General features: G+C 32.8%; 20 protein-coding genes. 15 read left to right on the top strand and 5 right to left on the bottom strand.

Annotated elements, in window-relative coordinates:
• The first annotated feature begins 79 nt into the window (after positions 1-79).
• Positions 80-2,863 carry a dynamin family protein gene (locus tag KPL75_RS05145; RefSeq protein WP_219919658.1) on the top strand — a complete coding sequence of 928 codons (2,784 nt, stop codon included), beginning with the start codon at positions 80-82 and terminating at the stop codon, positions 2,861-2,863.
• Positions 2,864-3,027: 164 nt separating this feature from the next.
• On the opposite strand, the gene KPL75_RS05140 is transcribed toward KPL75_RS05145, so the two are convergent.
• The 3 genes from KPL75_RS05140 to KPL75_RS05130 form a co-directional block, all read right to left on the bottom strand.
• The gene (locus tag KPL75_RS05140) at positions 3,028-4,947 is read right to left on the bottom strand and encodes an LTA synthase family protein (protein WP_219919657.1); all 1,920 of its coding nucleotides are present in this window, start codon (positions 4,945-4,947) and stop codon (positions 3,028-3,030) included.
• A gap of 519 nt (positions 4,948-5,466) precedes the next feature.
• Positions 5,467-6,804, bottom strand: a complete 1,338-nt coding sequence (locus tag KPL75_RS05135; RefSeq protein ID WP_219919656.1) for an NAD(P)-binding protein — start codon at positions 6,802-6,804, stop codon at positions 5,467-5,469.
• Positions 6,805-7,096: 292 nt separating this feature from the next.
• Positions 7,097-7,894: a cell wall hydrolase gene (locus KPL75_RS05130; RefSeq protein WP_219919655.1), complete on the bottom strand. Its 798-nt coding sequence runs from the start codon at positions 7,892-7,894 to the stop codon at positions 7,097-7,099.
• Positions 7,895-8,270: 376 nt separating this feature from the next.
• On the opposite strand from KPL75_RS05130, the gene KPL75_RS05125 reads away from it, so the two are divergent.
• From KPL75_RS05125 to KPL75_RS05080, 10 genes are all read left to right on the top strand, one after another.
• Positions 8,271-9,260 carry a phosphatidylinositol-specific phospholipase C gene (locus KPL75_RS05125; protein WP_219919654.1) on the top strand — a complete coding sequence of 330 codons (990 nt, stop codon included), beginning with the start codon at positions 8,271-8,273 and terminating at the stop codon, positions 9,258-9,260.
• A 204-nt stretch (positions 9,261-9,464) separates the two neighbouring features.
• Complete coding sequence (locus tag KPL75_RS05120; RefSeq protein WP_219919653.1) at positions 9,465-10,874, top strand: glycoside hydrolase family 1 protein; 1,410 nt, start codon at positions 9,465-9,467, stop codon at positions 10,872-10,874.
• A 30-nt stretch (positions 10,875-10,904) separates the two neighbouring features.
• Positions 10,905-11,612, top strand: a complete 708-nt coding sequence (locus KPL75_RS05115; RefSeq protein ID WP_219919652.1) for a GntR family transcriptional regulator — start codon at positions 10,905-10,907, stop codon at positions 11,610-11,612.
• Between the two features lie 215 nt (positions 11,613-11,827).
• Complete coding sequence (locus KPL75_RS05110; RefSeq protein ID WP_219919651.1) at positions 11,828-12,019, top strand: hypothetical protein; 192 nt, start codon at positions 11,828-11,830, stop codon at positions 12,017-12,019.
• 54 nt (positions 12,020-12,073) lie between these two features.
• Entirely contained in the window at positions 12,074-12,754 is a 681-nt protein-coding gene (gene bshB2 / locus KPL75_RS05105) for a bacillithiol biosynthesis deacetylase BshB2 (protein ID WP_219921070.1), read from the top strand.
• Positions 12,755-12,771: 17 nt separating this feature from the next.
• Positions 12,772-13,551 carry an alpha/beta fold hydrolase gene (locus tag KPL75_RS05100; protein WP_219919650.1) on the top strand — a complete coding sequence of 260 codons (780 nt, stop codon included), beginning with the start codon at positions 12,772-12,774 and terminating at the stop codon, positions 13,549-13,551.
• Between the two features lie 68 nt (positions 13,552-13,619).
• Entirely contained in the window at positions 13,620-15,050 is a 1,431-nt protein-coding gene (locus KPL75_RS05095) for a MocR-like pyridoxine biosynthesis transcription factor PdxR (protein WP_219919649.1), read from the top strand.
• 36 nt (positions 15,051-15,086) lie between these two features.
• Positions 15,087-15,443 carry a CidA/LrgA family holin-like protein gene (locus KPL75_RS05090; RefSeq protein ID WP_219919648.1) on the top strand — a complete coding sequence of 119 codons (357 nt, stop codon included), beginning with the start codon at positions 15,087-15,089 and terminating at the stop codon, positions 15,441-15,443.
• 23 nt (positions 15,444-15,466) lie between these two features.
• A complete protein-coding gene (locus tag KPL75_RS05085) occupies positions 15,467-16,138 on the top strand; it encodes an LrgB family protein (RefSeq protein ID WP_219919647.1) in 672 nt (223 codons plus the stop codon).
• A 21-nt stretch (positions 16,139-16,159) separates the two neighbouring features.
• Positions 16,160-16,585 carry a YfmQ family protein gene (locus tag KPL75_RS05080; protein WP_309137447.1) on the top strand — a complete coding sequence of 142 codons (426 nt, stop codon included), beginning with the start codon at positions 16,160-16,162 and terminating at the stop codon, positions 16,583-16,585.
• Positions 16,586-16,607: 22 nt separating this feature from the next.
• Here KPL75_RS05080 and KPL75_RS27375 read toward each other — a convergent pair whose 3' ends face one another.
• Positions 16,608-17,009 carry a CBO0543 family protein gene (locus KPL75_RS27375; protein WP_258237013.1) on the bottom strand — a complete coding sequence of 134 codons (402 nt, stop codon included), beginning with the start codon at positions 17,007-17,009 and terminating at the stop codon, positions 16,608-16,610.
• A complete protein-coding gene (locus KPL75_RS05075; protein WP_219919645.1) occupies positions 16,984-18,162 on the bottom strand; it encodes a DUF2515 domain-containing protein in 1,179 nt (392 codons plus the stop codon). The genes KPL75_RS27375 and KPL75_RS05075 overlap by 26 nt, the downstream gene beginning before the upstream one ends.
• A gap of 310 nt (positions 18,163-18,472) precedes the next feature.
• Between KPL75_RS05075 and KPL75_RS05070 the strand changes: the two genes are divergently transcribed.
• Genes KPL75_RS05070 through KPL75_RS05055 form a run of 4 tightly spaced genes read left to right on the top strand, consistent with a single transcriptional unit; the run spans position 18,473 to position 21,827 of the window.
• The gene (locus tag KPL75_RS05070) at positions 18,473-19,459 is read left to right on the top strand and encodes a UDP-N-acetylglucosamine 4,6-dehydratase family protein (RefSeq protein WP_219919644.1); all 987 of its coding nucleotides are present in this window, start codon (positions 18,473-18,475) and stop codon (positions 19,457-19,459) included.
• Positions 19,456-20,367 (top strand): SDR family oxidoreductase, encoded by a 912-nt coding sequence (locus tag KPL75_RS05065; RefSeq protein ID WP_219919643.1) that lies wholly within the window; start codon positions 19,456-19,458, stop codon positions 20,365-20,367. Before KPL75_RS05070 ends, KPL75_RS05065 begins: the two co-directional genes overlap by 4 nt.
• A complete protein-coding gene (locus tag KPL75_RS05060; RefSeq protein ID WP_219919642.1) occupies positions 20,364-20,714 on the top strand; it encodes a DUF6572 domain-containing protein in 351 nt (116 codons plus the stop codon). The genes KPL75_RS05065 and KPL75_RS05060 overlap by 4 nt, the downstream gene beginning before the upstream one ends.
• Positions 20,715-20,762: 48 nt before the next feature.
• A complete protein-coding gene (locus KPL75_RS05055; RefSeq protein ID WP_219919641.1) occupies positions 20,763-21,827 on the top strand; it encodes an undecaprenyldiphospho-muramoylpentapeptide beta-N-acetylglucosaminyltransferase in 1,065 nt (354 codons plus the stop codon).
• Positions 21,828-21,893 lie beyond the last annotated feature (66 nt).

Genomic DNA, 21,893 nt, shown 5'->3' with positions numbered 1-21,893 from the left:
GTTAAGATAAAAAGCATACATACAAAAAAGTATTGACATTTGGAGAAAAACGTATTTTCAAGATATAGTGGGGGAAAAGATGAGATTAGAAAAACAATTAATAAAAAAGATGTATTATGAAACATTCCTAATAGAGAATGAAACACAACCACCTCTTCAAGTACTTGGAGAATCTTATTTAAACGAAGAAAAAGATGAGATTTCCGATGGGTCTTATATTCGTTTTGCACAGGGAGAATTTTATTACCACCATCAAGATTTTGAAGCAGCTATTTTTAAATGGGAGAAAGTTAGTAATGAACTAGCACCATGGGCACAAAAAAACATTGCTGATGCTTACTTCGAACTTAACCGATTATCAGTTGCTGAAGATGTTTATACTTCCATTACTACTGATAATAAAATATTGATGACCGAAATTGGACTGCAATTACTTTCTCTTTACATCGAGAAAAATAATTTTGATTCAGCTTTCAATGTTATTAAAGAAGCAGTTAATTTAAATCCCGATTATCCAAACGTCACAATAATTGCCCGTTCCTTGTATGAGGAACAGCAAGATTTTGATAGTGCAGTAGAGCTTGCTGTGAATGAGTTAATTCGAACAGAATCTTATCCGTGGTTTGAGGTTCTAAAAGGATATATCGATAAAGGATTTACTAAAAATATTTCACCAGATTATTTTTATGAAATATTAGTTACATTAAATAATGTAGATCAAGTGCAATTTACGCAAATTGTTTCATCACTTTGGAACAGTTATAAAAATGAACAAAATTACTTATTATGGCTTAACACAATAAATGAATTTTTCTTACATATCGAAATACATTCGTCCGATATATGGGACAAAATTTCTTCTCTTTACGAGGAAACGTACTTTGAATTAATTCAAGGTCAATATATGCTTAGACAATTACATGATATCATTCCAAATCTGTTAACAAACTGGCTAAAGGTAGTCAATCCATCTCACGCTGTATTTCCATCTGCAGCTGTATTGGCATGGGATGAGATTTTTCCTTCCAAAATAGATTCAGCAAACATAAAACATGCGGAAAACCTACTGTCATATTCTATTAATCATGTGAATGGCTTAGAGTATAGTTTACATCTTTTTGAATCTATTACACAGTGGGCACAAAAGCATGATATAGAAATGGGTCACAGATTTAGATGGTTAGTTGGCGAGCTTGCAGATTTAAGAACAAATCGTATTTTAGTAACGGGAACTTCAGGAAACGGAAAAACTGCATTTATTAACTCTATATTAGGAGAAAATATATTAGAAAGCTCAATCTCAAATGTAGTGGTTTTAAAAAATGATGCTCATACAGAAATTAATGCTATAACAGATTCAGCAATTACAACAACTGAGAATTTCTCTGATTACCATAATATGATGGCAGTGCATCATCAAACATATAGAGAGAGAGCATGTGTTGAATTTAAATTACCATGCAGATTTTTAAGTAAAAATAAACTTGCATTTGTAGTTACACCTGGCTTTAATAGGAATAACGACACTAGAGATGAAATATTCGAATATTTAAATTCTGTAGATGAATTATTGTTCGTATTGAATGCGGATTCACCTTTTACTGACAAAGAACGTGACATTCTATTAAGCATTCAAGAACATACACCAAATCTACAAATTCATTTCTTATTAAATAAAATCGATAACATTTATAGTGAAGCAGAAGTAAAAAGAGTTTTACATGATACGCAAGCGAGAATAAACGCATATTTCCCGCATGCGAGACTTTTCCCTTACTCTTCGTTATATACAAGTAGTCAACAACTAAATGATTTAACTGAGTTTATTCGTTTTAACTTTAACCATAAAAATATCGATGCAGAACGTACTGAAAAGCTATTGTTTTTCATTCGAAAAACAATTACATATCTTCTGGATAAACGCGTTGAGAAGGAAAACAATCTATTAGATGTTATTAATTGGAATGAAGATATGTTAGTTAAACTAAATGGTTGTATTAATAACCTTACTGCTTTTGAAAAGGAAAAAATTCATTTAATTACAGAATCATATCGTGCAATGAAAACTGAGATTACTAATGATCTTACTGAACGTATTCCGAAGCTATTACAGAGTTGTTCTGATTTAATTAGTGAAGACAGCGATTTCGGGCACATTGATATTGAACTAAATACAGCGATGAACGGAAGAGTACACAAATATTTAGAACAAACTGTATTACCTAATTTTGCTCGTTCTATGCAAAATTGGATTGCAACTTCTAATAATGAGTTCCTTCAAAGTCAATCGTACTTAGAAGAACTCAGTGAAGGACTTAATTCTTTATTTGGAGAAAATCGGATACAGTTAGAATGTGACTTTAAAGTGCTTGATGACTGGCGCAGAGATACGGATAGAATGACGACTAGAATACAAATGGAAGAAGTAAATATTTTACGCCGGTTTACGCCAGCAAAATTTTTACTGAAAAGTGCCGGCAAATTATTTGGGGTTCTTCCAAAGAATAGAGCGATGCTATATAACAAATACAAACAGTATTTAGAAAATGAAGATTATACCGAGGTAACGGCTTCTATTATGAAGAAATTTTTCTTGCAATTTGAGCTGTTTGAAAACACACAAGAGCGGGATATTAATATGTTCTTTAGGAATCCATTTAACTCCTTGAAACAAGCTGTAGAAAATACTCATTTAGAAATACAAGAAAAACAAGAGATATTACATAAAATGAAATCAAATCCTGAAGTTTATCATGATTCTATAACGCTCTTTGAATTGAGATTACGTCAATGTGAAGTAATCTTAAATATAGGTGAGTATAATGCCTATACAGATTTAACTTTAGAAACAATCATAGAATAAACGTAAAACAACTCCAAAATATACACTGAAAGTAGATTTTGGAGTTGTTTTTTGCTTACGTCCGTATAATATGTCAGGACTTTTTTTATATTAAATTGCATCAAGTGTTATAAGAGAGTAAAAAGGGAGCAACTGTAGTTAGTTGCTCCCTTCGCATATATAGATTATTTTTCAGTTTCTTTAATTTTAGTTTTTACTTCTCCAGTTTTAATTTTATTACTTTCTGAGAAACGTAATAAATCGCCTTCAATAATTTTGTCAGACATTCGTAATTCATTTTGTGCACGGTTAATCATTTCTTGAGCTTCTTTTTTGGGTAAATCTACAACCTCACCTGTTTCTCGATTATAAAAAGTATGATTTGTATAGGCGTATTTGTCTGTAACGAAGCTACCATCACGGAAAACAACAAATCCGGTATATTCATCTGAAAACATATCATGGCCAAAACGGATATCGTTAGTAGTATCAACCCCTAATAAATTTAGAATCGTAGGTTTCATATCGATTTGTCCTGTGGGCTTTGAAATGGTTTGACCTTCTTTTTGTCCAGGGACATGAATATATAAAGGTGTACGTTGTAAATTTAAAGTATCAAATTCTGTTATTTGATTTTTTTCTAAAAACTGCGCCATTGCGCGATTATGTTTTTCGGAAATGCCATAATGATCACCGTATAACACAATAATAGAATCATCATAAAGCCCCTCAGCTTTTAAACGCTCAATAAAGTTTTTAATTGATTCGTCTAAGTAACGAGCTGTTACGATGTAACGATCAAATACGCCATTACCAGAGTTATATGGTTCAATGAATTTTGTATCTTCATCATACGTAAATGGATAATGGTTTGTTAAAGTAAGGAAACGAGCATAAAATGGTTGGTCAACAGTTTTTAATATATCTACTGATTGATCAAAGTATTCGATATCTTTTAATCCCCAATTTAAATTTGTTTCGGGCGTAATTTTGTAATCAAGTTCATTATAGTAACGATCATAACCAAGAGCAGAGTACATGATATTACGATTCCAAAATGTTGCGTTATTCGCATGGAATACAGAAGTGAAATAACCTTGCTGGCGTAAAATTTCTGGAGTCGCAGTATAATCGTTGTTACCGTGTGTGAAGAATACAGCTCCTCGATTTAATGGATACAATGACGTATCAATTAGAAATTCAGAATCGGATGTTTTTCCTTGTCCAGTTTGATGAAAAAAGTTATCAAAGTAATAGCTTTCATTTATGAATTCATTCAAGAATGGCGTAACTTCTTGGCCATTGACTGATGCGCCTATTAAGAAGGTTTGCAAGGATTCAAGAGTAACGACAATTACGTTTTTTCCTTTCGCTGCACCAAACATATTAGGATTCGGCTCACTTTGGTTTGCCTTTACGTAGTTTTCTGTTTCTTGTAGTTTACTACTATCAGCAAGTGCTTTTTGTGACCCTGCTTTTACTTGCAGTGTTAAATCATATACTTGATGAGTATATAGTCCTAAATTTTTAACAAGCATTACTCGGTCGAAGGATCTCGTTAATAATTCAGGTCGCTCTTTTTCTGCAAGATGTAGATTCGCAAAAAATACAGCAATCGTTAAGAGAAAATATAACAAGCGTGCAGAATGAGTTACACGTCCTGTTTTAAAGACTATTGATTTCTTCTTTAACAAAATAAAGAAGAAAATAATGTCTACGAATGCGAGTATAATTTTGTAGTTCAATATTTCTATAATACTGCCGCCTAATTGGCCAAAGTTTGATGTTTGTCCAAGTACTGGTAACGTAACGAAATCATTATAAAAATCATAGAACATTACATTCCCAACAAGTACGATTGTTAATAAGAAATTAATACATAGCGCTATATAATTTCGCTTTTCACCAGTTGCAAATAATGCTAATCCAACAAATGCTAATGATGCAGCTAGGGGGCTAATAAATAAAATAAGCTCTTGTGTAGAAGACTCAATTTTTAAATCAAAACTGAATCGTGTAATAAGGTATGTTTTTAACCATACTGCTAAAGCAATTATTATAACAAAGCTTATATTTTGCATTTGTAAATTTATTTTATTCTTCATTTTTACACCTTCTTTATATGGATTATTTAACCAATGTTATATATTATATTTTTATAACTATTAGAGTGTAATGAACCATTTAGATTATGTTTTTCTAAAGGTAATAATTTGAAGTATTCATATACATATGATGGGGAATTTTAAAGCGAAGTAACATAAATCTAAATTTTTTTAGAAGCGGAGCAGAAAAAGTCATATTTGTAGCGAAAGTGACTTATAGACATCCTAACATAATAAACACTATGATGATGTTACAAAATATCGAACAAATGAAAGTGTAAATGAATAGACCCTTTTTAAATTATTGACATTAAATTAGTTAGAATTTTAAAAAAGTTATTTTAAAGTAAACGGTTATATCAATTAGTAGAAAACTACATTCTACATAGAATGTAGTTTTTCATATATCACGTAAAATCCTGATTCTTTGTGGGTTAATCATTAGCGGGGGAGGGATAAGGATTTCATTAACGTTATTACTAGATATAAAACATTTGACTGGCATCTTAATTAAAGAGTTTAAATATCTGATAAATATTTTCCAACATACAGACCGCTTGCGGCTGCTTGAGATAATGAATGAGTGACGCCTGAACAATCTCCAATTAAAAATAGCCCATTCATACTTGTTTCAAAATGGTTATTGATTTTTATCGTAGGAGCATAGAACTTTCCATCAATTCCATATAATAAAGTATCTTGATCGATAGGTTCTCGGGTAAATTGTTCTAAACGTAATAAAAATGCTTTGAGCCCTTCAATATATAATGGAGGGATTTCTTTATGCAAATCTCCATACTCTCCTTGCAGTGTAGGTTGTATACGATTATGTTTCATGCTGTTTTCCGCCGTAGGTTGTTTCTTTAGTAAGTCCTCTAAGCGCTGTATAACAATCCGATCTCGTCCTTGGTTAATGCTTTTAATAATTGAACTTGCGTATACATTTGCTTCTTTGAGAGTTGGAAAATAGCGCGGGATAAACAAAGTGAAATTTAAGTTAGGAGTGCCAGTTCCTTGTTCTCGAAAATTTTGACCGTCAGGCATAACTAAACCTTCTTCGTACTTCCGAATAATGCGTCCTTTTGGATTCATACAGTAAGTAGTTGCTGTGAAATTTTCGCTTTGATAAGAAAGTTTCGTTTCGAAAGTATCTTTTAATATAGAACGTAATTGATGTTCTTTCATTTCTACTCTAATACCTAAATCTACACGTGTTTGCTCCTGAGAAATATTTAGAGAAGTACACATTTCTTTTAACCAATCCGCCCCAGAGCGCCCAGTTGCAAATACTAGTTGTTTAGAATGAACTATTCCTTGGTTTGTTTCTATTTTGAAATGATCTTTCTGTTTCATAATATGTTGTACATCTATATGAAATTGAATATTTATTTTCGTAAGTAAAAATTCATAGAGCTGCTGAAAAATGCTGTTGGAAAGTTTAGTGCCCAGATGCCTTACTTCCGTTGTTAACATTTGTAAACCACACGCTTCAGCTCTCTTAGTAAGATTTAGATTTTCTGTAGAATATTTTGAAACTGAACTTCCGCCAAACTGGCATAGAATTTCATCTACTTCAGCCAGCAGGTGCATAAAACCTTCTTTACCTACTTTTTGCTCAAGTTCGCCTCCAAAGCCGTTTGTATAATTAAATTTTCCTTCAGACTTTCCTAAACCACCAAACCCGAAATATTTATCACATGCAGTACAGTTACATATTTCCGCTTGTTCTAAAGAGCAATTTCGATGTTCTAACGATTTGCCTTTATCAAGAATTAAAACCTTTTTGTTGCTTTTGGCTAATGTATAAGCCATAAAAATGCTACTCACTCCAGCACCGATAATTGTAATATCATACATATTTTTTCACCTGCTACCGAATAGTTTGTTTGCTATTTTCTTAGTGTATAACAATTTTACGAAGTTAAGAAATAGCTTGTATTAATAAAGTCATAGTTGTGGATTTGATGCTCTCTCAATTACTCTAAATGGTGAATGAGATACAACAGTTTTTTTATTTGAAAAGAGAGATACTTTTAAATAATCATTTTATCATATGGTTAATAAAAAGCTTACATATAAAAAGAACAGACCTTTTAAGTAAAGAGGTCTGCTAATAATTTGAAATTAATTATAGTTTTATTACGTATCTTTATTTAGCAAAGACATGGTTACCTATGACTGCTACTGTTTGACGTGTAGTAATCCATTTGCTTGTTGATGTTTTCGGATTATAGAAATAAAGCCAATCAGAATGTATTCCATTTGTGGAGATAGCCTCTTCTACTGCCATTTTTGCTTCTGCACTTGCAGGCTGATTAATTCTTCCATCTGTAACAGGAGTAAATGCATATCCGTGTTTAATAGGTTCATAAATAACGCCTGTTATTGTATTAGGAAAACCTTTTGCATTTACACGATTTAAAATAACTTTCGCCACTGCCACTTTTCCTTTATATGATTCGCCACCCGCTTCAGCAGTAACTAAGCGTGCCATTAAGTCTTTTTCTTTTTCTGAAATACTTGAATTAATTTTTAAATGTTGTCCTGTATAAAGCTTGTTTCCGACTGTATTGTTAATTTGTTTTATAGATTGAACGGTAACATTGTAACGCTTTGCTATCGTTTCTAATGAATCTCCCGGCTGTACTTGGTAAATAATTTGTCCAGAAGTGTTCGAAGTTTTTTCGTTTTGATGAACTGTAACCTCATTTGATTTCATAGATCCTGGAATATGTAACTGTTCTCCAATAAAAGCTTGATCGTTTCCTTTATTATTCGCTTGTTTAATGGCTTGTATGGAAACTCCATATTGCTTACTGATGCCCCAAAGTGTATCATTCTTTTTTACTGTATGTATGGTGGAAGCTTCAGCTGCACCTTGATTACATACGAATGTAATTGCTGCTGCAGATAAAGGAATTATATGTTTTATTTTTAATAATTTCATTGTAAATCCTCCCAATAAAAAATTAAGTTTTACCTGTTGAGTAATGTAGTTCAGAGTATATAAGGTATGTATTTACATTTTAATATAAGTATATTAGCACGTACGGAATAAATAATCATCATAAGTTTTTTTATTTATATCATGTAGGACCCAAATATGAAATATTGCATATGAAAGCCCATTGAAGTTCGTATTGTTGATTACTATAATTTATCTAGTGAAAAGGGATATTAAATTTTTCTAATGCATTGAGAATATGTGGATGTTTTTAAATTTTACTTCTATGCAATATTCCATATTTATGAAACATTATTTATTAAGTAGCTTACATTATATTCGGAAAGTTAGATGTAAAACAGAAAAAGGAGGAATAATAATGAACAATAAGAAGTTTATTTTGAAGTTATTCATATGTAGTATGGTACTTAGTGCCTTTGTATTTGCTTTCAATGATAAGAAAACCGTTGCAGCTAGCTCTATTAATGAGCTTGAAAATTGGTCTAGGTGGATGCAGCCTATACGTGATGACATACCGTTAGCACGAATTTCAATTCCAGGAACACATGATAGTGGAACGTTCAAGTTGCAAAATCCGATAAAGCAAGTATGGGGAATGACGCAAGAATATGATTTTCGTTATCAAATGGATCACGGAGCTAGAATTTTTGATATAAGAGGGCGTTTAACAGATGATAATACGATAGTTCTTCATCATGGGCCATTATATCTTTATGTAACACTGCATGAATTTATAAACGAAGCGAAACAATTTTTAAAAGATAATCCAAGTGAAACGATTATTATGTCTTTAAAAAAAGAGTATGAGGATATGAAAGAGGCGGAAAACTCATTTAGTAGTACGTTTGAGAAAAATTATTTTCGTGATCCAATCTTTTTAAAAACAGAAGGGAATATAAAGCTTGGAGATGCTCGTGGGAAAATTGTATTACTAAAAAGATATAGTGGTAGTAATGAATCTGGGGGATATAATAATTTCTATTGGCCAGACAATGAGACGTTTACCTCAACTATAAATCCAAATATAAATGTAACAGTACAAGATAAATATAAAGTGAGTTATGATGAGAAAGTAAACGCTATTAAAGATACAATAAATGAAACGATTAACCATAGTGAAGATGTTAATCATCTATATATTAATTTTACAAGCGTGTCTTCTGGTGGTACAGCATGGAATAGTCCATATTATTATGCGTCCTACATAAATCCTGAAATTGCAAATTATATGAAGCAAAAGAATCCTACGAGAGTGGGCTGGATAATGCAAGATTATTTAAATGAAAAATGGTCACCATTACTTTATCAAGAAGTTATAAGAGCGAATAAGTCACTTGTAAAAGAGTAAAGCTGATGAGAGTAAGAAGCGATGAAATACGTCGCTTCTTTTTTGTTTTCTAATAATTAACATTAAATATAGTTTTATATATCATACGTTCATGATAGAAAAAAATTGAAACTTAAGCTATAATTACACATATAAAATTTGTACCCATAAATTTTATATGTAGTAATGAATTTTATTTATTGTAATGAAACGGAGGTATATATTATGAAGTTTCCACATGATTTTTTATTTGGGGCTGCTTCAGCTTCTTATCAAGTAGAAGGTGCATGGAATGAAGATGGAAAAGGTGTTACGAATTGGGATGAGTTTTCAAAAATCCATGGCAAGACATATAATGGAACAAATGGTGATGTAGCTGTTGATCATTATCATCGATATAAGGAAGATGTTCGTTTAATGGCTGAGATGGGATTAGAATCATATCGTTTTTCTATTTCGTGGGCGAGAATATTGCCGACTGGAGATGGAGAGGTAAATAAAAAAGGAATAGAATTTTATAACAACTTAATTGATGAATGTTTAAAATATGGGATTGTACCGTTTGTCACTTTATATCATTGGGATTTACCGTTACCTTTAGAAAAGGACGGTGGATGGACGAATAAAAGAACAGCGGAAGCTTTTGTAAAGTACGCAGAGATTTGCTTTAAGGCGTTTGGTGATAGAGTGAAACATTGGATTACTTTTAATGAGACAGTGATGTTTTGTGGATTAGGGTACTTAAAAGGTGCACATCCACCAGGGATACAAAATGATGTTCCAAAGTATTTTCAAGCGACTCATTATGTATTTTATGCACATGCAAAAACAGTTGCAGTGTACAAGCAGTTGAAACAATATGGCGAGATTGGTATCACGCATGTTTTCTTGCCTGCTTATAGTGTGGATGATCAAAAAGAAAATATACTAGCAGCAAATCATGCGAATGAATATGAAACGTATTGGTATTATGATCCAGTTTTAAAAGGCGAGTATCCGTCCTATGTTGTACAACAATTAAAGAAAAAAGGATGGACTCCTAATTGGACGGTTGAAGAATTAGAAATCATTAAACAAAATGCCGGGAAAAATGATTTTATTGGCTTGAATTATTATCAACCGATACGAGTGGAAAGATACGATGTGGATCTAAAGAATGAAGAACATTCTCGAGAAAACTCAACACTTGCTCCAGGTAATCCTTCTTTTGATGGATTTTATCGAACAGTTAAAATGGATGATAAAACATATACAAAATGGGGATGGGAAATATCTCCGGAAGGTTTCTTAGATGGCTTGCATATGTTGAAAGATCGTTACGGTGATATAAAGATGTATGTAACGGAAAATGGACTTGGTGATGAAGACCCAATTATTGACGGGGAAATTGTAGATGTGCCGAGAATTAAATTTATTGAAGAGCATTTAAAAGTAATGAAGCGTGCGATTCAAGAGGGAATCAATTTAAAAGGCTATTATGCATGGTCAGTTATTGACTTGTTAAGCTGGCTAAATGGATATAAAAAGCAATATGGCTTTATTTTTGTCGATCATAATGATAACTTAAAACGTAAGAAGAAACTTTCGTTTCATTGGTATAAACATGTGATTGAAACGAGAGGAGAAGAATTATAACAGATAAAAGAGTATTTTAGGAGAAAGTGTATGAGTGCAAAGTATAAACAAATTGCAGATGTGTTAGAGCAAAACATTCGAGATGGGTTTTTTACTGAAACAAAAAAACTACCTACAGAAGAAGCATTGATGAATCGATTTGAAGTAAGCCGTAATACGATACGTAAAGTAATTAGTCAGCTTGTTAATAGAGGTTATATTTTTCAAGTACAAGGTAGTGGGATGTTTTTACGCGAAACTTCTGTAACAGATTACATTAATTTAGGTAGTTTACGCGGATTAACGAAAAACCTCGTTTCGCAAAATATTGAAACGAAAGTGTTAGAGGTTGAAGTAATAGAGGCGAATGAAGAGATAGCAGAACGGATGCAATGCGAGATTGGAACTAGGATATATTTTTTGCAGCGCTTAAGAATTGTAGACAGTAAACCATTCTCTATTGAAGTAAGTTATTTCAAAAAAGATATCATCCCATATTTGAATGAAGAGATAGCATTAAGCTCTGTATACAGCTATTTCATTGAAGATTTACGATTAAATATTGGTTTTGCCGATAAAGTTATTAGTTGTGAAAAAGTAAATAAAGAAAATGCACAGCTTTTAGAACTAAATGAAGGTGATCCGGCGCTTCTTATTGAAAATACAGTTTATCTTGTTAATGGAACAATTTTCGAGTTATCTCAATCGATGTTTCATTATGAAAAGACCAAACTCCTGAATCGGATTAATTTTAAGTGAAAAATGAATATAAATAATCTTGCGAAAAAGCAACTGAATCCTAAGTGAGCAGTTGCTTTTTATTTTTAAAGTGGATGAGCAAAAAAACACAAAAGTGGTTGGTCCGTTTTTTACAAACATCTATTATGATAAGAGAAGAAAGGTAGTATTTTATCGACGTTTTAAAGAGGAAGTTTTTTATTAAAATAGACTGGCCTTAGAGAGGTGAAAATACAATGAGTTTTGCAATTTCACTAGTTGTTATTATTGTAGTTGTATCGCTGTTTGGGACCGTACTGGTTGCACGAAATGTGGAGGAGAATTACGGTAAGTCTACAAAGAGAAATGTGAAAAACTTATCAACTATCTATATTATCCTTCTTTTTGTTCTACTTGTTGGGGTAACGTGGTATGCGGTAGTGATTTGATAGCTTTTTAAAGGAAAAGGTTAATATTGTGTATGATGGAGGAGAATTGTTTTGATAAAAAATGAGCGCCACGTTTTAGTTGTTTTCCCGCATCCAGATGATGAGTCGTATTGCGTGGCTGGCACAATTTTGGCTTATACTGAGCAGGAAATCCCTCTTACTTATGTTTGCTTAACACTTGGTGAAATGGGAAGAGCGATGGGGAATCCACCATATGCAACACGTGAATCTTTATATGCTATTAGAGAGAAAGAGTTAAAGCGAGCTACAAATATTTTAGGGATTGAAGATTTACGTATGATGGGATATCGTGATAAAACTCTAGAATTTGAAGAACCCGGAAAATTAAGAAGTTTAATTCAAACGTGTATCGAAGAATTGAATCCGTCGTTAGTCATTTCTTTTTATCCAGGATATGCAGTGCATCCAGATCATGATGCAACAGGAGAAGCAGTAGCCAGGGCGTTAGCTAATATTCCAGAAAATAAGAGGCCAACATTTTATGCGGTAGCTTTTTCAAATAATCATGAAGCAGAAATAGGACCTCCAAGTTTTAAAAATGAAGTAAAAGAATATGTTCCAAAAAAGTTGGAGGCATTGCAAGCACATGCATCACAATTTGCGACTAAGGTAACGGAACTGAAAAGAGAGTATGAAGATGGTGTTCCAGAAACAGTTGAGTGGTTAGAAAGAGAGCCGTTTTGGATATATCCATTTAAAGATAAGAATGAGTGATGCTATAGCTGAAGGTGATGAATATATATTTTGAATATAAGAATCGAAAGATTTTTTACAATATAGAAGGATCGGGTCCTGTCATATTGTTTTTACACGGTCTTGGAGGAAACTCAAATAATTGGTTATATCAAAGGCAATATTTTAAGGAAAGTTGGACAGTGGTTTCAATTGATTTACCTGGACATGGGAAATCTGAAGGACTAGAAATTAGCTTTAAAAAATACTCAAATGTTTTGTATGAGTTATGCAATTATTTAAAGTTACAAAAAGTAGTCATTTGTGGTCTTTCAAAGGGGGCTAGAGTAGGAATTGATTTTGCTATTCAATATCCAAGTTATGTTTCTAGCTTAATTGTTGTAAATGCATTTCCCTATTTGGAACCAGAAGATCGGAAAGAACGACTTGAAGTATATGATTTACTTAGCTTACATGATAACGGAAAAACATGGGCGGATACATTATTGAAGGCGATGGGAGTAGAAGATAATGAAATAATCGTTCGAGGATTTTATCAATCTTTACTGTCTATTAATCCGGTGCATATTCAAAGGTTATTTGCTGAATTAGTTGATTATGATCAAAGACCGTTTCTTTCAAATATTTCATGTCCTGCTTTAATTATAAGAGGGGAAAATGATGATTTTGTCCCAGAAAAATATGTAAGAGAGTTTGAAAAACATTTAAAAAATACAACTTTCATTGAGTTTGAAAATAGCGGGCACTTGCCTTATTTAGAACAGCCGACTAGCTTTAATATGACGGTAGAAACATTTTTAAATCATGCGCTTAATTAATACCATTGTAACAGTGAATACTGTTATTAGTGAGTAAGGTATAGTTAGTTTTGAGAGGAGGCAACTATATGGAATGGAAACCAAATCGTGCAGATAAGACACCTGTATATAAACAAATTGCTGATTATATTGAAAGGGGTATTTCTTCAGGTGAATTTCCTTCTGATAGTAAGTTACCTTCTGAGCGTATGTTGGCAAAGGAGTTTCAAGTGAACCGGAGCACAATAGTAGCTGCATATGAAGAATTAAAATCACTTGGAGTAGTAGAACGGCAAAAAGGAAGCGGAACGCGGGTAAATACAGACATATGGGGTGTGTCACATAAACGAATACCGAACTGGGGTAGGTACGTTGAGGATGGATCATTCTTACCTAATGTACCACTTGTTCAACAAATTAGAACGGAAACACAAAAAGATGATTTAATTAATTTAGCGAGTGGTGAATTGTCACCAGAATTAATTCCGAGCGATAAATTTCGAACGATTTTGTCGGAGAACACATTTATGGAAAATCTTGGTTATGACCATCCGCTTGGAAATGAAATGTTGAGAAAAACAATTGCAGCACATGTCGAGCAATATAAACAAATTGAAGCGGATTCAAGTTCTATACTCATTACATCTGGAGCACAACAGGCGCTTAATCTTATCGTTCAATGTTTATTAAAACCTGGCGATGCGATTGCGATTGAGGATCCGTCGTATTGTTTCTCACTTCCGATGTTTAAATCCGCCGGTTTAAAAATATTCCATTTACCTGTTGATCAGTACGGAATGAATCCAGATGATTTAATTGATTTGCACAAAAAGCATCGTATTCGTATGGTGTTTTTGAATCCAGATTATCAAAATCCAACTGGCACTGTGCTTTCATTAGCGAGACGTAAAAAGATTTTAGAGCTGTCTTCTGAATTCGGTATACCGATTGTAGAAGATGACCCATACAGTTTAACTTCTTTTAATGGAGAAGTGAATCCAACATTAAAATCAATGGATCAAAATGGAAATGTCCTTTATGTAAGTTCATTATCAAAAATTGTTGCATCAGGATTACGTATTGGCTGGGTAATTGGTCCTACGGGCGTAATAGAGCGTTTAGCAGATGCGAAGCAGCAAGTTGATTTTGGTCATAGTGTATTTACTCAGTGGGTAGCAAATCAATTTTTAGAATCAGAGGATTTTCATGCGCATATTACAATGCTTCGTGGACAATTGAAACAAAGAAGAGATGAGTTAATTAGAAAACTTGAAGAATTATTAGGGGATCGAGTTGAATTTTTCGTTCCGGAGGGCGGAATACATTTATGGTGCAAAGTGCAAGGAAAGTTTGATGAATATCATTTATTAGGTGAATCTATACGAAATGGTGTAGCATTCGTTCCGGGAAGTGTTTTAGGTTCTAAAAGTGAATATATTCGTTTTACTTTTGGACGAGTGGATGTAGAACAAATTTCACTTGGAATTATGAGATTTGCGGACACTTTAAATGAAATTTAAGAATAGTGATGCACGATATTGAAATGAGGGAAAGAGATGAAGTACGTGACGCTGCTACTTCAAGTAGGTGTGCTATATGTATTTAGCTTAGCTGGTACTTGGATTCAGGGAGTATTCCACCTATCGATGCCAGGAAGTTTAATTGGGATGTTAATGCTGTTCTTACTCCTTTCTACTCGTATTTTGCCATTAAAGTGGTTGGAGGTAGGTGCGGAAAAATTAATAGTATTTTTACCGTTATTTCTAATCCCTTCGACAACAGGGTTAATGGAATACGGATCTTTTCTTTTAAGTAAGGGGAGTGTTATATTCCTTTTAGTTGTTGCAAGTACGATAGTAACATTGATTGTTTCAGGGTATGTAAGTCAATTGTTAGTAACATCAAAAAAATAAAATCGACAAGGTGCGCTATTCAAATGGTCTTAATTATTATTACTGTAGTAATATATTTATTTGCGACAAAGCTGTATAAAAAATATACGTTTCCATTTACGTTACCGGTATTAACAGTTACAGCAATTATGATTTGTTTATTCCTTATTTTTGGAATCTCTCATCATGAGTATAAGGAAAATGGAGGAGACATTCTTTCAGGCTTCTTGAGCCCTGCAATTGTAGCGTTAGCCATACCTCTATTTAAAGAGAGAAAGATACTTATGAAAAACTTTTTATCGATACTGATCGGCGTAGTGATAGGTATAGTGGCTTTAACGAGTATGAATGTAGTGATTGGTGGAATTTTAAATATAGATAAGGAACTTATACTAACAACTCTACCGCAATTAGCGACGATGCCTATTGCCATTTCATTAGCGGATCAAATTGGTGGTATTCCTTCTATGACTTCTAGTTTTGTAGTTGTTGCAGGAATAACAGGTGCTATTATCGGACCAACAGTACTTAAGTTTTTCCATATAACAAGTACGATTGGAAAAGGAGTTGGAATGGGCTGCGCCTCACATATTATCGGTGTGAGTCGTCTAGTGAAGGAAGGCGAGAAAGAAGCGACTATCGGTTCGGTAACGATGATTGTAACCGGAATACTCATTAGTATATTAATACCGTATGGAACGAAAATTATATTTTAAAATGTAATGGAGATGATAAAAGTGACAACGTGGTTTATAGTTACATTATTTATTTTTGGTTCTCTTAAAGTACTAGTTTCTAGTATGCCAACTTCTGTTGTAGAATCTATTATTAGTAGATTTGAATTACATCAAAAACTTGAGGAGGAGAATACCTCTATATCGATAGATGGAAAAAATATAGAGGGAGAAATGAAACTACAAGTTATTAACGAATTTAATGAGGCCTTATTTTTGGATAAACATTATTTCCCACCTCAAGGAGAAGGAACACCAATAGTCATTGATACGAAAAAAGGGAATAAAGAGATTAGATTTTCTCTATATAGCTATGAGGAACATGTTGATGTAATAAAGCAATATAAGAAGAAAGTCGTTGCCTATCGTTTACGCTCTAAGAGTCTGCAAACCCCTACATCATTAGCCATAACTGAAGAGTATGCTTAAGAAGAGACCTATAATGGTCTCTTTATTTTTGTAACCAATTATATACTTTCCAAATAAAAGAATGGAAAATCATATAACCAAATAAAGAATATGTATGGTTCCAATCTGCACTATGTACAAATAAACCTAATCTCTCAGCAACTTGCTCAAAAATACTAGCACAAATACCTATTGAAAAAATAAATAGAGTTCTAGAAGCTGTAGATAATTTTTTTGAAACTTGTATAAAAGAGGCTGTTAAAATCGGCAGTACAAACAACGTAAAAGCTATGTTAACTGAAAATATGGATGAGAAGGGCCTAACTGGAAAGGAATATAGTTGTTTATTAACAAAGAAAGCATCTAAACAAGTTCCAATAATAGCAGAGAAAAAAACTGTAATTATTAAAGCTAGAAAGTCATTCTTCCTCTCGGAGGAGGACATTTTTCTTTGCGAGAAGGGCAAGTTCAATTTTTTCGAGTGTTTTGCAGTAGTCTTCTGAAATTTGTCCACTTATACTTTCCTCCTTATCAACTAAGTAATTTACAACTTGCCAATCAGTAAACCAATCTTTACTTTCATCTTCTTCATGTTTCATATCGCGCCATGCGTAGATGAGTGCAGGACTGTATATACGATATGCGCCACTACGCAACTGGCACTTCTTTATTCGGCGTTTATAAAACTCACGGAAAAAAGATTCATTTACACTTGAAAATAAATGAGGCCAGTAATCTTTCCTTGAGCCTGTGTGTGGATGATGCTCGGCCCAACTTATTATTTGAGATAAAATATGTGTATCCCGAAATAATAGTGAATACAATCTTTTTCCAATTAAGATTCGTTCATGCAAGGACGTAAAATGCTTCATTGTATCACCAAATAGTAATACTTTTTGTTTCTTATCATTTTCGTAGAATGGGAAAAGGATATGATTAAACTGAAAGAAATCAAAGAGTTTAAATCCAATACTATTTAGTACAGTCTTTTTAAAGTGTACATTTTGAATAACTCTTTTTTCTAAGTAGTTTTGTTCATTAATAATAGTTGCAATCGCTAATGTTTTTTTGTTACCTGTTTTCCAAAAATCGTTCCACATCGTTTCCATAAATGTAGAAACATTTAGGTGAGGGAGAAGGTGAAATAGCCTTTGTGATCTTTTTACACTCTGTTCATATAGCAAAAATTGAGGATATATATCTTGGAAAATGAGCCAATTTCCTCTTTCTAAGAAAGAAAAAAATGTAATTTGCTCTTTCTCAGATAAAATTCTCGTATATAAATCTCCCTTTAAATCGGTCATATTCCAACCACCGTTACGTGATACCATATGCCCAAGTAGTGCCCAATGTATTTCTGGATATTGAATGTAAAATTGGTAGTATGCACGTGTTCTTGTTACATTATTTTTATTTAGTTGTTTTGTTTGTGCTTTTATGTTGTCGATGATGAGTTGCTCTTCTTTCGTTAATTTATACATGGTTCCAGAATGAATGAGTTTGCATTTTAGTTTTAACTCATTTTTCACATCAAATAGGGAGAGAGGAAGTGCTTTGGAAGCTTCGTTATATGTATTATTTGAGTTGCTTTGGTACATTCCATTACCCTCCTTTTCATGAATTTAAACATGATATTAGTTATGAATCATTCTATTTATTTTATTACGAGTATATGAAATAAATGAGCGGTGTTTTTTTACAAGTAATATAGCTATCGTGCAAACAGTATGAAAAAATCTTACCGTTAAGAGGTGAAATGAAAAACAGAAACTATGTTTAATAGTTTCTGTTTTTTTATTTTGTCAATTAAATGTAACAAACGACGATTATGATTTGAATCAATTGAAAGTAATTCAATCGCGTTAATAAATACAATTTTTAATGAAATGTCCGGTAGGAGGAAAAGGAATGCTTAATAAAATAATTTTAATTACTGGTGGTACAGGTTCGTGGGGGCATGAACTTATAAAACAACTATTAGAAAAATCACCGAAAGAAATTAGAGTTTTTTCAAGAAACGAAACAGTTCAATTTGAAATGCAGCAGCAATTTATAAATGAAGATAGATTGAAATTTATTATTGGAGATATTCGTGATAAAGACCAACTCGTATATGCTTGCCAAGATGTACATTATGTATTCCACCTTGCAGCTTTAAAACACGTTCCAGTATGTGAGTATTATCCTTATGAAGCTATAAAAACAAATATACATGGTACGCAAAATGTAATTGAAGCATCTATCCAGATGCAAGTTGAGAAAGTTATATATGTTTCAACGGATAAAGCAGCCGATCCATCAAATACGTATGGGATGACAAAAGCAATTGGTGAAAAGTTAATGGTTCATGCGAATGTGCAAACGAAGAAAACAAAATTCATTTGTGTTCGTGGTGGAAATGTTTTAGGAACGAGTGGAAGTGTGGTACCGCTTTTTAAAAAGCAAATTAAAAAGTCTTCACAGGTAGGGATTACTGATGAAAATATGACTAGATTTTTCTTAACAATTGAAGATGCTGTTGGATTGTTATTTAAAGCAGCATCTGAAGGAAGAGGAGGGGAGATCTTTGTTATGAAAATGCCAGCATGTAAAATAACGGATTTAGCAAAAGTGTTGATTGAAGATTCAAAAAAAGAAAACGTGAAGATAAAAGAGGTAGGGATAAGACCTGGTGAAAAATTAAGTGAAATGCTTTTATCTGAGGTAGAGAGTAAAACAAGTATAAGTTTTGATCAAAATTATTTTGTGGTACTACCGACTATTCCTATAGAAGGACTTCAAGAATATTATGCTAGTTATCCGCTTGTGGATGTGAAGAGTTTTAGTTCTCAACAAGACTTACTTGCAAAATATGAGGTGAAACAAATGTTAGAAAAAGGAGGGTTTTTACTATGAAAAAAAATGCGAGCCTTTTAATAACTGGTGCAAATGGTTTCACAGGGCGCCATGCTTGCCAATATTTTTTAGACAAGGGCTTTCATGTAATTCCTATGTTTCAGAATCGTTCACATAGAGAAAAATGCAGAAATGGAATTACTTGTAATTTAACTAATAAGAGCGAAGTAATGAAGGTAATTAAACAAATAAAGCCAGACTATGTATTGCATTTAGCAGGAAGGAATTCGGTCATAGAGTCTTGGACAGCTGCTCTTGAATACATGGAGATTAATGTAATAGGGACGTTATATTTATTAGAAGCAATTAAGCAAGAAGCACCACATTGTAGAACATTAGTTATAGGATCTGCATTGCAAGCAGATAGTATGAACAACATAAAAGTTTCAAATCCATATAGTTTAAGTAAAACTATGCAAGTAATCGTCGCAGAGGCTTGGGGTGGATTAATGAATTCAAATATTATCATTGCAAAGCCCTCGAACTTAATTGGTCCAGGAGTATCGAATGGTATTTGTTCTATTCTTGCAAAAAAAATGATAGATATAGAGTCGGGTAAAAGTGAACCAATTATTGAAGTAAACAGTTTGAAAGATAGTAGGGACTTTCTAGATGTACGTGATGCAGTTAAAGCGTATCATATGTTATTGCGTGATGGTATAAATGGAAAAGAATATAATATTGGGTCAGGAGTAAAACGATCTTTATTAGATGTATTAGAACAATATAAAGGATTAACACAGCAGAACTTTACTATAAAAGAAACAGAGAATTTTGAGGATGACTCAAATAAAAGTTTAGTGTTAGAGGATATAAAAAAATTAGGTTGGGTCCCAAAAATCCAATTTCATCAATCATTAAAAGATGTACTTGAGTATGCGAAGCGCAGTGACATCTGCATGCAATGAAAAATAAAAAAGGGTGTAAGAAGTATATGAATGGTGATGAAGCAATAGATAATCAAAATACGCTATTTCTTTCGATTGTTGATACGCTGGATTGGAAAGATGAAGAAGCGCATGTGTTGCACCTCTATGAGGCAATAAATCAATATCGAGCGTATGTGGAAGGAAAAAAGGTTGATCGAATAAAGCCAGCACTAGAGACAAGAACTAGGCATGTGATTCAAGTTTTTGCTCAGTATGAGTGTAGTGAGTATGGAAATGATTTTTATGAACTCATCAAAGATCTTTTACAAGATATAGGACTTGAGTTGAATATTTACATAAATAATAGTAAGCATATTTACATTTGAAAGATTAATATAAAGCTAGATTTTTAATGATAAAGGTGGATATAAGTTATGAGCAAAACGATTCTTTTTACTGGGGGCGGTACAGCCGGACACGTTATGATTAACATTGTATTGATTCCTAAATTTATAGAAAAGGGATGGAGAGTCGAGTATATTGGATCTCAAAATGGAATTGAAAAATTATTAGTTCGAAATGTTAAGTATAATAGTATTTCAACCGGGAAGCTTAGGAGATATTGGGATTGGGAGAACTTTAAAGATCCTTTCAAAATTATACAAGGTTGTTTACAAAGTTATAAATTAATTAAGAAAATGAAGCCTGACGTTATCTTTTCTGCAGGAGGATTTGTTTCAGTTCCTGTAGTTATAGGGGCATGGTTAAATCGTGTACCTATAATAATACGTGAACCAGATAGTACGTTAGGGTTGGCAAATAAAATAGCATTACCTTTTTCTAAAAAACTATGTACAACATTTCCACAAACAGGGGGTAATGTAAGTACTGAGAAGAAGGTTTATGTAGGGCCAATTGTAAGGGAAGAAATTGAGAGAGGTAACGTATTACGAGGAAGAAGCTATTGTAAATTTCAGCAAGATAAACCGGTATTGTTAATAATGGGTGGGAGTCAAGGTGCTAAGTGGATAAATGATATGGTAAGGAAAAGTTTAGATACATTAATATTAAATTTTAATATTGTTCATATGTGTGGTAAAGGGAAGGTGGACTCAGCTATTGGAATGGAAGGTTATATGCAATTTGAATATATAGGGGAAGAGTTACCGCATATACTGAATATGGCAAGTGTTGTAGTTTCCAGAGCGGGTTCTACTGCTATTTCTGAATTGTTATTTTTGAAGAAACCGATGTTGCTTATTCCTTTAACTAATGGTTCCAGTAGAGGGGATCAAGTTTTAAATGCTGACCATTTTTCTAGGCAAGGATATGCGGAAGTTTTACTTCAAGATAGAGTAAACACTAGTACATTTACACATGCAGTAAATCAGCTATATGCAAATAAGGAGAGATATGTTCAAAACATGAATGGATATAAGAAAACAAATGATGAGGGAATTCATCAATTAATAGATTTAATAAATGAAGTGGTGAAATAATAGGGGGTTAAATGGAAAAACAAAAGGAAAGAAGGTATCTTCTTTCCTTTTGTTTTTCAAATTTAT

The sequence above is a fragment of the Bacillus sp. NP247 genome (assembly GCF_018966865.1).
Taxonomy (GTDB): domain Bacteria; phylum Bacillota; class Bacilli; order Bacillales; family Bacillaceae_G; genus Bacillus_A.
This window is presented reverse-complemented; position numbering and strand designations above follow the sequence as displayed.